We start from the raw sequence: 14,729 nt of genomic DNA on the forward strand, positions 1-14,729 counted from the left end.
CAATTACGACACCATTTTGATGGGGATATCACCTTTAGGCGATGATTCAAAATCCCACTTCCATGTAGAAGTTGTTTGAGCAATTGGCACCATGTCGATACAGTCGACAGGGCAGGGATCTACACATAGGTCACACCCTGTACATTCATCAGTAATAACCGTGTGCATGTGTTTGGCGGCACCTAAAATGGCGTCGACAGGGCAGGCCTGAATACATTTGGTACAGCCGATACATTCGTCTTCGCGTATAAACGCCACTTTTTTAACGTCTTCTTCGCCATGAGCTGCATCAAGGGGTTTAGGTTCAACTCCCATCAAGTCTGCGAGCTTTTTAATCGTTGCCTCGCCACCAGGTGGGCACTTATTAATATCATCACCTTCAGCAATTGCCTCAGCATAAGGCTTGCAGCCCGGATATCCGCATTGGCCACACTGAGTTTGTGGTAGTACGGCATCTATTTGCTCAACAAGCGGGTCGCCCTCAACTTTAAAGCGGATGCTCGCGTAGCCCAGAACTAAGCCAAAAATAAGCGCAAGGACGCCAATAGCAACAACGGCGAATATAATAGCGGTAGATATCGTCATTACACTTTCACCAGTCCACTAAAGCCCATAAATGCTAGGGACATGAGACCAGCGGTTATCATAGCGATTGAGGCACCTTTAAAAGATACAGGTACATCAGCAGCAGCTAAACGCTCACGCATGGCCGCAAATAACACCAGTACGAGAGAGAACCCCACAGCAGCGCCGAAACCATAGATAAGACTCTGCATGAAATTATGCTGTTCGGTAAGGTTTAATAGCGCTACACCAAGCACTGCACAGTTGGTTGTGATAAGAGGAAGGAAAATACCTAACAATCTATATAAGGTAGGGCTGGTTTTGTGCACGACCATTTCTGTGAACTGAACCACCACCGCGATAACAAGAATAAAAGCAAGCGTTCTAAGGTAACCGATGCCCAGTGGAGCAAGTAGATAGGTTTCCACTAGGTAGCTCGATGCAGAGGCAAGGGTGAGAACAAATGTGGTGGCCATAGACATGCCCATGGCAGTTTCAAGTTTGCCAGACACACCCATAAACGGGCATAAGCCGAGAAACTTAACCAACACAAAATTGTTAACCAGTACTGTACCAATCAATAGCAGTAAAAATTCAGTCATGAATAACGAAATTCCTTCGAGGAATTTTGACGGACAATGCCCGCGAATTAAAAAGAAAAACAGATTAAGTCTATTATCCCTTTTTAGAACGGGTTTAACAACTTGATTGAATTAGGGTTATTTAATGTCTAAACGCGTTGTTTTAGGAATTAAAATAGAATGAAGTGGGTGAGGCGATTAAGAGCCAACTAAGTGGCTCCCCCTCCCCGACTCGAACGGGGGACCTGCGGATTAACAGTCCGTCGCTCTAACCAACTGAGCTAAGGGGGAATCGACACCTAAGTTGTTTGCTGAAGTTGGCTCCCCCTCCCCGACTCGAACGGGGGACCTGCGGATTAACAGTCCGTCGCTCTAACCAACTGAGCTAAGGGGGACCTGTGCTTCAACGGAGGCGAATATTAAAGACGTACTTAGGAACTGTCAACAACATAAATGAAATATTTGTGCTGACTGCGCAAAAAATAGCTTTTTGAAGCTTTTGTGCTTATTTTGTCGTCAATCTAGTGAAAACGGTGATTAATAAGTGCACATTATTTAACAATGATGAGCGATGAGCGTTTTTTGGAATTTAAATAATGTGATTTACAATCGTTTTCTAATATCTATTTATATCTTGCTTCTATAACTAAATAGAATAAAAAAAACCTTCCATACTGTTATTATGTACAGCATTTAATAAATCTGTAACCTGTACCCGAGGATTAAAAGGTTAGTCACCACTTACGTGCTGAGAAATTAATCGAGCACGAAATCCCGCCGAATATGGTCTGGCGTTAGTTATCCACTAAATCTGTGGATAACTATGTTGATAGCTTAGAATCGCTGTAGTTATTTACGAGATCGCGTACGTATTGATCTAATGAGGTTATGGCGTTATTGAGTGGATAATCTTTTTAATACAGGGGTTTAGGGTGTTTTTTTTGATCTTGTTTCTCGATCGGAATAGATCGGTTGAACAAAAAGTAGCTTGTGTGTTAATTCAACGAATGCCTAAATGCTATTCAATGAAATCCATCTTAATTCTCAATGCCTTACATTTTGTTAATATTTTTGTGTGTCTTTTAAACGCTCTATTTGGATAGCTAGATGCGCCCGAGACGTTTTGCCTGCATATTAAAAGTGAAACAGGATAGAAATTAAACTGTAATGAACACATACGCACGTGTTTTGATTTATTTTTACAAAAAACTCGTAGTTTTGTGGCGTAGCCAGCGAAATGGGTCATCGCACGTACTTTTGTCAAAAACATCGCTTTTCATACAACCCTCTTATGCTTTGTTTTGTTTGTCGAATACGCATAGCTAAATAGTGTTCACTCTTTTACACTAACGCGCAATTGATGAGGGGATTTTAGTTTGCCGGAGCTCAAGTGATAAAAAGTAACGCTAAACAACGTACTTCCGACTTATTGGAAGGAGATATAGGTACTACGTTAAAGCGTATGACTATTCCCATGATACTGGGAATGGTAATGATGATGAGCTTTGGACTTATCGATACCTTTTTTGTGAGCTTGTTGGGCACCGACCCTTTAGCCGCTATTAGTTTTACCTTTCCCGTTACTTTTACCGTAATAAGCCTAAACATAGGTTTAGGTATTGGTACCTCTGCAATTATAGGCAAGTTACAGGGCAGTAAAGAAATAACCAAGTCTCAACATTATGCGACGGGTTCATTAATGCTGTCCGTTTTGCTTGTGGGTGCACTAGCTGCAATTGGCTTTTTCACCATAGAGCCTGTGTTTAAGTTGCTTAATGCAACAGACAATCTAATGCCGTACATATCTGACTATATGGGGCTATGGTACTTGTCGAGCATCTTTCTTGCTATGCCGATGGTTGGCAATAGTGTGCTGCGAGCGTGTGGCAATACACGCACACCCAGTGTTGTTATGGCAGCAGGCGGTGGATTAAACGCGTTGCTTGATCCTATTTTCATTTTCGGCCTAGGGCCCATTCCGGCAATGGGAATAAAAGGTGCGGCACTCGCTACCTTTATAGCGTGGATAGTTGGTGCATTATGGATTCTTTATATTTTAGCCGTTCGTCGAAAGTTGATGTTGCCTCGACTGCTGACACTTGCCGAGCTGCGTGATAGCAGCCGTGAAATTCTCAAAATAGGACTACCTGCGGCGGGTGCAAATATGCTTACCCCTGTTGCCGGTGGCGTGATGACAGCTGTAGTTGCTGGTTACGGTGCTGAAGCGGTTGCAGCGTGGGGAGTGGGAAATAGAATGGAGTCTATTGCAAGTATTGTTGTGCTAGCACTTTCCATGACACTGCCTCCATTTATCAGTCAAAACGTTGGAGCAGGCCAAGTAGAACGGGTAAAAACGGCATATTCGCTTACATTGAAATTTGTTCTGGTTTGGCAGTTCGCCATTTTTCTTGTCATGTGGGGACTATCTAGCTGGATAGCCGTCGCCTTTGCTAATGAAGCAGAGGTAAGCGTACTAATACAGCTGTTTCTTATGATTGTACCGCTGGGTTATGGCATGCAAGGCATTATCATTCTGACTAACTCATCGTTGAATGCCATGCATCGCCCAATGACGGCATTAACGTTAAGTGTCATCCGCTTATTTGTTTTCTTCGTACCTATCAGCGTTGCGGGTAGTTTTCTATTTGAACTGAAAGGGTTATTTGCAGGAACGGTCATTGCCAATATTGCAATGGCGTGTGTTTCATTTGTTGTTTTCAAACGTGCGATTACTCAGTTTGAATTAGATAAAGAAACGTCTGAGCACAGCTAATACCAGAGCGGTTATTTAAGGCTGTGCGTTTTTAATGTTGAGTAGTTTGACCGCAAGCAAGATGTTAAGCAGTAAGCTAAAGAAAAGGTTAAGTAAATGAGTAGAGGGTTTGAGCTTCATTCTAAATACAAGCCAGCAGGCGACCAGCCAAAAGCAATAGAAGCTTTGGTGGATGGCCTAGAAAGTGGCTTGGCCGGCCAAACACTGCTTGGTGTTACGGGGTCGGGTAAAACCTTTACCATGGCTAATGTCATCAAAGAAGTGCAGAGACCAACGCTTATTCTTGCACACAACAAAACATTAGCGGCTCAGCTTTACGGTGAGATGAAAGAATTCTTCCCCAATAACGCCGTAGAGTACTTCGTTTCATATTATGATTATTATCAGCCAGAAGCCTACGTTCCAAGTACAGATACCTTTATTGAGAAAGACGCGTCAATTAATGATCATATTGAACAAATGCGACTGTCCGCCACTAAAGCGTTGATGGAGCGCAGAGACGTGGTCATTGTAGCGAGTGTGTCGGCTATTTATGGTTTGGGGGACCCTGAATCCTACATGAAGATGCTATTGCACCTTCGCCAGGGCGACACCATGGACCAGCGTGACATTTTACGTCGCCTTGCAGAACTTCAGTACAAGCGTAACGATTTAGCGTTTGAAAGGGGTACGTTCCGTGTGCGTGGCGATGTTATAGATATTTTCCCTGCGGACTCTGAAAAGCAAGCCGTAAGGGTCGAGCTTTTTGACGATGAGATAGATAAAATTAGTCTGTTCGACCCGCTAACCGGGGCTGTCGATAAGTCAGTTATTCGAGCAACGGTTTTTCCTAAAACGCACTATGTAACCCCTCGAGAGAAAATCCTCAATGCTATTGAGCATATCAAGGAAGAACTTGGCGATCGCAAAAAGCAACTTCAAGAGGCGAATAAGCTGATTGAAGAGCAGCGTATTTCACAGCGTACCCAGTTCGATATCGAAATGATGATGGAGCTTGGCTATTGTTCTGGGATCGAGAATTACTCTCGCTATCTTTCAGGAAGAGCACCGGGCGAACCACCTCCAACCTTATTGGACTATTTTCCAGCAGATGGCCTAATGTTTATCGACGAGTCTCACGTAACTGTCTCTCAAGTAGGGGCAATGTATCGCGGGGATCGCTCTAGAAAAGAGACCTTGGTGGAGTTTGGTTTCAGGCTGCCGTCGGCGTTGGACAATCGTCCGCTTAAGTTTGAAGAGTTTGAACAGATTTGCCCCCAAACCATCTATGTTTCTGCGACGCCAGGCGATTATGAATTAAAGAAAACTGACGGTGAGATAGTAGAGCAGGTTGTGCGTCCAACGGGTCTGCTAGACCCTGTTATTGAAGTACGTCCTGTAGCCACTCAGGTTGATGATGTCTTGTCTGAAATTCAAAAGCGGGTAGAGCTTGACGAACGTGTGCTTATTACTACCTTAACCAAGCGTATGGCTGAAGATTTAAGCGAGTATTTAAATGAGCACGGCGTTAAAGTTCGTTATCTGCATTCGGATATCGATACCGTAGAGCGAATTGAAATAATCCGAGACTTGCGACTGGGTAAATTCGACGTGTTGGTAGGTATTAACCTTTTACGTGAAGGTCTAGATATGCCGGAAGTGTCGCTGGTGGCGATTTTAGATGCCGATAAAGAAGGCTTTTTGCGAGCCGAGCGTTCATTAATTCAGACTATTGGTAGAGCCGCGCGTCACGTTAATGGTAAAGCTATTTTGTACGCTGACAGTATTACCAAGTCGATGAAAAAAGCGATGGACGAGACCGAGCGCCGTCGTGAGAAGCAAATGGCGCATAATGAGGCAAATGGTATAACGCCGATGCGACTTAACAAGCCTATTACCGATATTATGGACTTAGGCGACAGCGCGCACCCTGCGTCTGGAAAAGTCAGACTGCGCAAAGTTGAAGAGAAGAAGAAGCAACAGAAAACAGCAAGTGCTACTGAGTTAATGGACCAAATCACGGAGCTTGAAAAGCAGATGTTTGAATATGCGCGTGAGCTTGAGTTTGAAAAAGCAGCATCATTGCGTGACGATATTGAAGCACTTCGAAAGCAAGTTGTTACACTCTCTTAAAAATGGCGATGCGTCCCGCTAGCTGAGGCTGTATGTGGGTTCTTTCCGTATAAAACCGGATAACTCACTACAGCACTTTTCCTTTTGATGTAAGAAAATCCCCCTTTTTTCCTGTGGACAATACGACTTGACGTCAGTTTTTTCGTAGCACAAAACTCAAATTTTTAATAAAAAATGAGATGAAAAGCCGCAAAATGTCGTTGTAATAGCACAATTAGTTGAATATAGTTCTAAGTTGAGTATCGATAACTATACCTATAAACAGGTGCTAATATGCTTAATCGTCTTCAGGAGTCAGATATAAAGCTACTGCGTGTGTTTTACGCTGTAGCGAGCTGCAACGGATTTACTGCGGCAGAACCCGTGTTGCGTATGCAACGACCCAACATCAGTGCAGCCATCAAAAAACTGGAAGAACGTTTAGATTTGGTGTTATGTCATCGCGGTCGTGGTGGCTTTCAAATGACAAAAGAGGGTGAGGTGGTTTTCCAAGAAACCAAACGCATCTTTAATGCCTTCGACAACTTTGTCTTCAATCTGAAATCGCTGCATGATGACTATTCTGGTCATATCACTTTGGTCTTAATGGCTGGTCTTCCACTTTCTATGCACTTGGCCGTAAGTAAAGCGGTTAAAAGTACAATGAAGAAGTTTGACGATATTCACGTTAATATCCAAACTCGTTTATACAATGAAGTTGAGCATGTCGCTCTATCTGGTGAGTGCCACCTCGTTGTTTCAACCTATGACATGGTCAAACCGGAATCAGTAACCTTTCATCCTGTCGGCATCAAAACCGAAGGGCGATTGTACTGTGCGCCTACACATCCTCTGGCAAAGTATCGCGATACTGATTTACCAGAAGGCGTGAAAATTGGTGATTATCCTGCCATTGGTATTTCTGGATTGTCGTCGGCAAACTACATTGAAGATGAAACCAGATTATCGATTCAAACTTTCTCAGATTCATTTGATGCAGCGATGTCTGCGATTATGACCGGCGAGTATGTTGGTTTGCTGCCAGACTATATGGCGAAAGAGCAGGGCGCTGCACTTGGGCTTGTACCTATTGCAAAAGGGAGCTTATTTAAATTTAGTCACGAACTGTTTGTGATGAATGGAAAAAATACGCGATTAAACCCTGTATTACGTCACTGTATTAAAGAATTGAGCTACTTCATTTCAGAGAGTCAAAAGTAGTAGCAACAAGCACCTGCGATCACACCTCTTATTGTTTATAAACGCTTGGAATAAAGCGCTTATAAACAATAAGAGGTGTTTTTATTTCAGATTACGCTATTCGTATTCTAGAGGATCGACGGCGTTATTTTCCTTGAACGCCTCTAAGCGCTCTTCGCACGCACCGCATTTTCCGCATGCTTTTTCTCTGCCGTTGTAACAGGTCCACGTTTGGCCGTAATCCAGTCCCATTGACAGACCATCGGTCAAGATAGCGGTTTTGCTGTCGTCGATATAAGGCGTCATAATCGTAACCGGTGTATAATTCGCAATGCCGCACACATCATTCATTTTATGAACAAACTCAGGGCGGCAGTCTGGGTAAATGGCATGATCGCCAGAGTGAGCGCCATAGTATACTTCGTTAGCGTCTAAACTGACCGCGTAGCCAACGGCCAGCGATAACAAAATCATGTTGCGATTGGGCACCACGGTTTGTTTCATGCTTGGCTCTTCATAGTGGCCTTCTGGAACTTCGATATCTGAGGTTAACGCTGAACCCCCTATGAGCGTATTTATGGCGCTAATATCTACAATTTTGTGGGGAACGTTAAGCGAATTACACACGTTGGCAGCATAATCGAGTTCTTTCTTGTGGCGTTGTCCGTAGTTAAAGCTTAGTGCATGAACTTTTTTGCCTGCTTTTAGCGCCTTATGCAGCACTGTGAAGGAGTCCATGCCTCCTGAATAGATAACAACAACGTTTTCTGACATAGTTTTTCGAAGATTTAAGAAATTATGCCCGAATTTTATGTGATCCTTGGTAAAATCCCAACATACAATCGTTAAAGGGTGTCAAATTGTCTGTAATGTCCACATTAAACATCAATGAGATGTTTGAAACTATCCAGGGTGAAGGTGCTCACACTGGTATTCCCTCTATCTTTGTTCGTTTACAAGGCTGTCCTGTGGGCTGTCCATGGTGTGATACAAAACATACGTGGGAAATTAAGCCTGACTTGAGTGTGTCGCCACAAGCTGTGATCACAAAAGGCGAAGAGTCTGAAACCTATTTCATCTCCAGTGAGGAGGCTTTGCTGGCTGAGTTTGGGAAACAAGGCTATGTGGCAAAGCATGTGGTTATTACCGGCGGTGAGCCATGTATGTACGACCTACGTCCTCTGACGAGCCTACTTCATGACAATGGATACACAACACAAATAGAGACCAGCGGTACTTTTGAAGTACTTTGTGACACGCGTACGTATGTGACGGTTTCTCCTAAAATAAACATGAAAGGCGGATATGACGTCTTAGTAAGTGCGCTTGAAAGAGCGAATGAAATCAAGCACCCCATCGCAATGCAAAAGCATATTGACGAGCTTGATGCGCTGCTTACTAATGTATCGTCATTAGACGGAAAACAGGTTTGTTTACAACCAATTAGCCAGCAAAAGAGAGCCACAGAACTTGCAGTGCGTACTTGTATTGAACGTAACTGGCGGCTATCTTTACAAACACATAAATACATTGGTATTGAATAAGTGTTTGAAACGCGCCGGCTTTGTGGCAAACACGTCTTGCGCTTAAGTAATCAAATTAACAAAGGACATAAAGAAGATGCATAGCTTTAATCTGCTAAAAAAAGCCGTAATAGCGGCCGTCGCTTTGTGTTCTTTTACTGCTGCATCGATGGTTGAGGCCGCTACTTGGACAATCACTTATCCGCGTCCTATTGACGACTCAGATGCCCGTGCTCAATATCCGATAGCACTGCTTAAACTTGCGCTCGATAAAACCGGCGTAAATTATGAGCTACGCCCTTCTGATCGTATATTGCTGACGGGCAAAGCGATGCGTCAGCTACGTGAAAACAGAGAAGTTAACGTAGTATGGAGTATGACGGACAGCCAGCGCGAGAAGGAACTGACCCCGATTCGTATTCCAATCGCAAAAGGGCTTATAGGTCTTCGTGTTTTCGTTATTAACGAAAATAAAAAGACGAAGTTCGATGATGTATTATCGCTGACTGACATGCGTAAACTTATACCCATTCAGGGTGAAGAATGGCCGGACACCAAAATTCTTCAAGCCAACGGGTTTAACGTGTTTACTGTGCCTGAGTTTCGCGAAGCGTATGACATGATTAAACAAGGTAAAGGAGACTTCTTTCCTCGTTCTGTTATGGAAGTGGACGCAGAGCTGGAGGTGGAAGGTCGTCGTAACAATCTTTACCTTGAGCCTTCAATGGCGCTGTATTACCCCACCGCTATGTATTACTTTGTAAGTTCAAGTAACAAGACGTTAGCGAATCTCATTGAAACAGGCCTTAACAGAGCCATTGAAGATGGGTCTTTTGATGCGTTATTTGAATCTACGTACGCCCCAATTTTAGCCTCTTTAGGGGTTAATGAGCGTAAAATTTTCACTCTCGAAAATCCGTTATTACCCATTGAGACCCCTCTTACTAATTCTGCTTTATGGTATAAACCAAAAACAGAAGATTCAAAAGAATAAATAGACAATAAAAAACGCGGCTTAGGCCGCGTTTTTTTAAATGTTAGCTCTGCTTGTACGATTGTCTATTAAGACTCGCCAGCGTGGACGCCTTTCATCGAACGGCCAGAAGGATCTGCATTGTTTTTAAAGCTCTCATCCCACTCAAGTGCTTCTGCTGTACTACACGCAATAGATTTACCGCCTGGCACACAGCGCGCCGCACTTTCTTGAGGAAAGTAGCTCTCGAAAATAGTGCGGTAGTAGTAGCCTTCTTTGGTGTCTGGTGTGTTAACTGGGAAGCGGAATTCCGCTGTTGCAAGTTGCTGATCAGTCACTTCGTTTTCAACGAAATCGCGAATTGAATCAATCCACGAATAACCTACACCATCACCAAACTGCTCTTTTTGACGCCACAGTACTTCTGCTGGAAGGGTTTCGCCGTTATCAAACGCTTTACGAAGGATCCACTTCTCCATTTTTCCATCTAGACACATTTTGTCTTGTGGGTTTAAACGCATAGCTACGTCAATGAAGTTCTTATCTAAGAATGGAACACGAGCTTCTACACCCCATGCCGATGTGGCTTTGTTAGCACGCGCACAGTCAAACATATGTAGACGATCAAGTTTACGTACCGTTTCTTCGTGGAATTCTTTGGCGTTTGGCGCTTTATGGAAATATAGGTAACCACCAAAAATTTCGTCAGAACCTTCACCCGATAGCACCATTTTAATGCCCATCGCTTTAATCTTGCGTGTCATTAAGTACATTGGAGTAGCGGCGCGGATCGTTGTTGTATCGTAGGTTTCCAAGTGATAGATAACATCACGGATGGCATCTAAACCTTCTTGAATGGTAAAGTGAATTTCATGGTGTACGGTGCCAATCATGTCGGCCACTTTCTTCGCTGCCTTAAGGTCAGGTGCTCCTTCAAGACCTACAGCAAAACTGTGCAGGCGAGGCCACCATGCATCTGTCTTGTCTTCGTCTTCAACGCGCTTTGCAACGTACTGCGCAGCGACAGCTGAAACCAGTGAAGAGTCCAAACCGCCCGATAGAAGTACAGCGTATGGAACGTCAGACATCATGTGTGACTTCACAGCTTTCTCGAATGCTATACGTAGCTCTTCTAGGTTGCTGGTGTTGTCTTTTACGTTGTCGTATTCCATCCAGTCGCGTTTGTAGTACTTGGTGATTTTACCTTCTTTGCTCCACAGGTAGTGGCCAGGAGGGAACTCACTGATTGTCTTACATACGCCTGCTAACGCTTTCATTTCAGATGAAACATAGAAGTTACCGTGTTCATCGTAACCGGTATAAAGCGGAATAATACCAATATGGTCGCGGGCAATAAGGTAAGCGTCTTGTTCTTCATCGTATAGAATGAACGCAAACATACCCTCTAGTTCATCGATAAAGTCGATGCCTTTTTGCTGAAAAAGCGGAAGAATAACTTCGCAATCAGAACGGGTTTTAAATGGGTACGGCTCATCTAGATTAGCAGCAAGTTGCTTGTGGTTGTAAATCTCGCCGTTAACGGCAAGAATTTGTTTATCGTTTTGGCTGATAAGAGGCTGCGCCCCTGTATCAACGTCGACAATCGCCAATCTTTCGTGACAAAGAATGGTATTGTCATTATTCCAGATACCCGACCAGTCAGGGCCACGGTGGCGCAAAAGTTTTGATAAATCGAGGGCTTGGGTTCTGAGTTCAGACACATCGGTTTTGATATCAAGGATACCGAAAATACCACACATATAACGGATTCTCTCTGTTCACTTGTTGAAAAAAATAATAGAAGTTTTTTCTGTCGGTACTCGCGTACGAGTGGGCGATGATTTGTTGTTATTCTTATTCGCGTGCCCCTGAATGTGCCAGTCTGACAGGAAATTGCAAGTACATTATGATGAGAAAATGGAAATTCTTATTCCATTTATCCCAAAATAGCCGTTTATTAACATTTTTATCCTAATTCCATGCAAAGGTAAGCTTATGAATGCGGTAAGCAGTGCTTAATATAGAGGGAAGTGAGTTCAAATATAGAGGGTAGTAAATTAATGCGGGTCAATAAAAAAGGGTTTCAGGAAGAAACCCTTTATTAACGATAAAGAAGACGCGGCCTTCTTTGCGTTTTTACGTCAAAGTGTTTTAGTTTTGGCGCTGGAACTCGCTTGCTTCATTCCACTTCGGCCAAGCCTCTGCATTTGCAACACCTACACCCACATCAAACAGCATTTGCGTGTCTTGTACGATACCGCTTAAATCCCAATCGTCACGATACTGATCGCACACTTGGTGATAGCAGCCCGTAACAATGACATTCATACGTTTTCTGTATTTGGCTGTCTCTTCATCTGCTGGTTCATTTCCGCCTTCAGCGTACAGTGCTGGAACACCTTGCTTGGCAAAGCTGAAATGATCTGAGCGGTAGTAGTACCCAGCTTCTGGTCTGTCTTCCTGAGTCAGTGTACGGCCTTGCTTAGCCGCAGCGGCTTCAAGATAGTCTTCCATTTCTGACTTACCCATGCCTACAACGGCAACGTTTTTGGTCTTACCTAATACGTTCATTGCGTCCATGTTGATATTAGCAACCGTATTTTCAATCGGAATAACAGGATTGCTTGCATAATATTTACTGCCTAACAGCCCTTGCTCTTCAGCAGTTACTACTAAAAATGATACCGAGCGTTTTGGTGCAGGCGTCAACTCTGAGTATGCTTTGGCCATGGCTAGAATAGCCGCAGTGCCCGTCGCATTATCATGAGCGCCATTATAGATTTGGTCGCCTTCTTTGCTCTCATCTTTACCTAAATGATCCCAATGTGCCGTGTAGATAATATGCTCATCAGGAAACTCTGCGCCCGGCAGAGTCGCGATAACGTTGTTGCTCTCTGACTTTTTGAAGGTGTTGTTAACCGTAACCGAGGCGTTGATATCCATCGCTTTGTTGTAAGGACCTTGCATGGCGTTTGCTTTCTCTTGGTCAAAGTCGAGCCCTGCATCAGCAAACACTTTTTTCGCTGCATCTAACGTTAACCAACCTTCAACAGCCACACGACTTGCTCCTTTGTCGGCGCTTACAAGGCCGTACTGCGGACCACTCCAGCTGTTGGCAACAACTGACCAGCCGTAAGAGGCAGGTGCAGTTTCGTGAACAATAATGGCGCCAGCAGCGCCCTGACGGCTCGCTTCTTCATATTTGTAGCTCCAACGACCGTAGTAGGTCATCGTTGTGCCTTGAAACTTACCACTTTCTGGATTTTCAAATCCCGGGTCATTAATTAGCATGACGACGGTTTTGCCTTCAACATCTAACCCTTCGTAGTCGTTCCAGTCGTACTCTGGTGCATTCACACCATAGCCAACGAAGACTAATTCTGAATCTTCGAGCGACACTGAGCTCTGTTCACGCTTGGAAGAGGCAACCATTTGCTCTTTGTATGCGAAGTTGTTGTCGCCAATAGTCATGGTCATATCTGGGTCAGCAGTAATTTCCATAAGGGCTACTTTTTGTAAAAAGCTATCCCCGTTACCCGGTTTAAGCCCCGCTTTGGTAAATTCACTAACCAAGTATTCAATGGTTTTCTTTTCGCCTTCAGTCGTCGGTAAACGGCCCTCAAACTCATCTGAAGACAGTACCTTTAATGGCTCGCGAATATCGGCGTCTGAAATATTGTTGTAAACACTGTCAAAGTTAGACGCCACAGGCATCTCTTTTTTCGCAGACTGATCTTGTGACGCGCTGTCGTTGTTAGGTGTGCAAGCACTTACGCCCAGAAGGGTAGGTACAAGCAATGGCAAAAACATTTTTTTCATTGTTAGTCTCTGTTTGCTCTACAATACTTGCTCAGTATAGAGAAAACCCCAGAGCGAACCAATAGTTGATATGCAATCAGACTCAATCCCTTTCTGTAAAGACTACTTAAAAGCACACGCAAGTCCTCCGGTAATTGATCTTCTAGATGAACTCGAATTATTAGAATTTGATGATTTTCCATCGCCTGAAGTGCTTAATGAACTTACATCTAGATATCACAAGCAATGGACGGGGCCTGTATTTAAAGGACAGAGTCAGTTTTCAGAAGATGAACAGCGTTACTATGAAACGATTATTAGTGAAGATGGGGTTGTCCCTACCAGAGAACAAAGCTGGCACGATTTGTTTAATGCACTAATCTGGCTGCAATTTCCCAAAACAAAATCCTTATTAAATGAACTGCATATAAGCGATATCGAGGCGTACGGCGTAAACCCTCGCACCGCACGTCGCAATCGGATTACCCACTTTGATGAGTGTGGCGTGGTGCTGGCGATAGAAGAGCCCAAACCAAGTGGCGTTGAATCGCTAGAAGTTTTCCTACAGCAACTGGCCACCCATGAATGGGAACAGGTATTTCTAGCAAATCGAGGGCGTTGGCATGCTGAAGTAACGCCCTATGTATTTGGGCATGCGAGTTTAGAAATGATGCTGAACCCGTTTATTGGGCTTACTGGAAAGTGGCTCGCGGTTTCAGTGCCTCAAGGATTTAGTGAGCTCGATAAATGGCAACAACGCGCCGTACTCGACGATGCAATGTCAGCCCGAATTTCAGCACTCGATGCTTTTCAGATCACACCACTCTTAAAGCCCCTTCCTTTGTTAGGCGTGCCTTTATGGCATTCACCGCAGGATGCGAAGTTTTATCAAAATAAAGATTATTTCAGGCCGTTACGACAAGGGTCTAAGCCAACGAAACAGCTGCCGCTGTGGGTGTAATACCATATATGGTATAAAGATACTTCGTGTGACGACAAAAGCGGCAATGATGCTATTCATGGGTAGTGAAAGAAATGAAAGGGTGCGTCTTTTTAAAGTAAGGCTGCGCGGCCAGTTTATAGAAACGCTGTACTAAAGCACTGTAATCACAAACATTATATTCATAACTACTGTATTAATAGCACAGCGCACTTTTCGTATAGTGGGCGCGTTACATTCGCAAGGTTAATTAGAACAAGGCGAGGGCAATCAACCAGATGCCGTA

11 protein-coding genes and 2 tRNA genes are annotated in these 14,729 nt (G+C 43.9%); 6 read left to right on the top strand and 7 right to left on the bottom strand.

From position 1 onward, the window contains the following. Positions 1–3: 3 nt before the first annotated feature. The 4 genes from rsxB to MHM87_RS10740 all read right to left on the bottom strand — a co-directional run bounded on the left by rsxB (position 4) and on the right by MHM87_RS10740 (position 1,540). Positions 4–585 (bottom strand): electron transport complex subunit RsxB, encoded by a 582-nt coding sequence (gene rsxB / locus MHM87_RS10725; protein ID WP_014975992.1) that lies wholly within the window; start codon positions 583–585, stop codon positions 4–6. Then, positions 585–1,166, bottom strand: a complete 582-nt coding sequence (gene rsxA, locus MHM87_RS10730) for an electron transport complex subunit RsxA (protein WP_014975993.1) — start codon at positions 1,164–1,166, stop codon at positions 585–587. The genes rsxB and rsxA overlap by 1 nt, the downstream gene beginning before the upstream one ends. 193 nt (positions 1,167–1,359) lie before the next feature. Beyond that, a tRNA-Asn gene (locus MHM87_RS10735) sits at positions 1,360–1,436 on the bottom strand. Positions 1,437–1,463: 27 nt separating this feature from the next. Then, positions 1,464–1,540, bottom strand: a tRNA-Asn gene (locus MHM87_RS10740). 1,079 nt (positions 1,541–2,619) lie between these two features. On the opposite strand from MHM87_RS10740, the gene MHM87_RS10745 reads away from it, so the two are divergent. The 3 genes from MHM87_RS10745 (at position 2,620) to MHM87_RS10755 (ending at position 7,230) form a co-directional block, all read left to right on the top strand. After that, positions 2,620–3,918 carry an MATE family efflux transporter gene (locus MHM87_RS10745; RefSeq protein ID WP_275443554.1) on the top strand — a complete coding sequence of 433 codons (1,299 nt, stop codon included), beginning with the start codon at positions 2,620–2,622 and terminating at the stop codon, positions 3,916–3,918. Positions 3,919–4,014: 96 nt separating this feature from the next. Continuing rightward, entirely contained in the window at positions 4,015–6,030 is a 2,016-nt protein-coding gene (gene uvrB, locus MHM87_RS10750) for an excinuclease ABC subunit UvrB (protein ID WP_014948785.1), read from the top strand. A 273-nt stretch (positions 6,031–6,303) separates the two neighbouring features. Next, entirely contained in the window at positions 6,304–7,230 is a 927-nt protein-coding gene (locus tag MHM87_RS10755; RefSeq protein ID WP_014948786.1) for a LysR family transcriptional regulator, read from the top strand. A gap of 96 nt (positions 7,231–7,326) precedes the next feature. On the opposite strand, the gene queC is transcribed toward MHM87_RS10755, so the two are convergent. Next, positions 7,327–7,983: a 7-cyano-7-deazaguanine synthase QueC gene (gene queC, locus MHM87_RS10760; RefSeq protein ID WP_014975995.1), complete on the bottom strand. Its 657-nt coding sequence runs from the start codon at positions 7,981–7,983 to the stop codon at positions 7,327–7,329. A 95-nt stretch (positions 7,984–8,078) separates the two neighbouring features. Here queC and queE point away from each other — a divergent pair, with 95 nt between their 5' ends. Beyond that, positions 8,079–8,753: a 7-carboxy-7-deazaguanine synthase QueE gene (gene queE / locus MHM87_RS10765; RefSeq protein WP_075176206.1), complete on the top strand. Its 675-nt coding sequence runs from the start codon at positions 8,079–8,081 to the stop codon at positions 8,751–8,753. 76 nt (positions 8,754–8,829) lie between these two features. After that, the gene (locus tag MHM87_RS10770) at positions 8,830–9,726 is read left to right on the top strand and encodes an amino acid ABC transporter substrate-binding protein (RefSeq protein ID WP_014948789.1); all 897 of its coding nucleotides are present in this window, start codon (positions 8,830–8,832) and stop codon (positions 9,724–9,726) included. A 68-nt stretch (positions 9,727–9,794) separates the two neighbouring features. Here MHM87_RS10770 and asnB read toward each other — a convergent pair whose 3' ends face one another. Then, positions 9,795–11,465, bottom strand: a complete 1,671-nt coding sequence (gene asnB / locus MHM87_RS10775) for an asparagine synthase B (protein ID WP_239259030.1) — start codon at positions 11,463–11,465, stop codon at positions 9,795–9,797. Between the two features lie 391 nt (positions 11,466–11,856). Beyond that, a complete protein-coding gene (locus MHM87_RS10780) occupies positions 11,857–13,524 on the bottom strand; it encodes a M28 family metallopeptidase (RefSeq protein WP_239259032.1) in 1,668 nt (555 codons plus the stop codon). 70 nt (positions 13,525–13,594) lie between these two features. Between MHM87_RS10780 and MHM87_RS10785 the strand changes: the two genes are divergently transcribed. Continuing rightward, a complete protein-coding gene (locus MHM87_RS10785; protein WP_239259034.1) occupies positions 13,595–14,464 on the top strand; it encodes a DUF3025 domain-containing protein in 870 nt (289 codons plus the stop codon). Positions 14,465–14,729: the final 265 nt, after the last annotated feature.

The organism is Alteromonas sp. Cnat3-28 (assembly GCF_022348265.1).
GTDB lineage: Bacteria > Pseudomonadota > Gammaproteobacteria > Enterobacterales > Alteromonadaceae > Alteromonas > Alteromonas macleodii.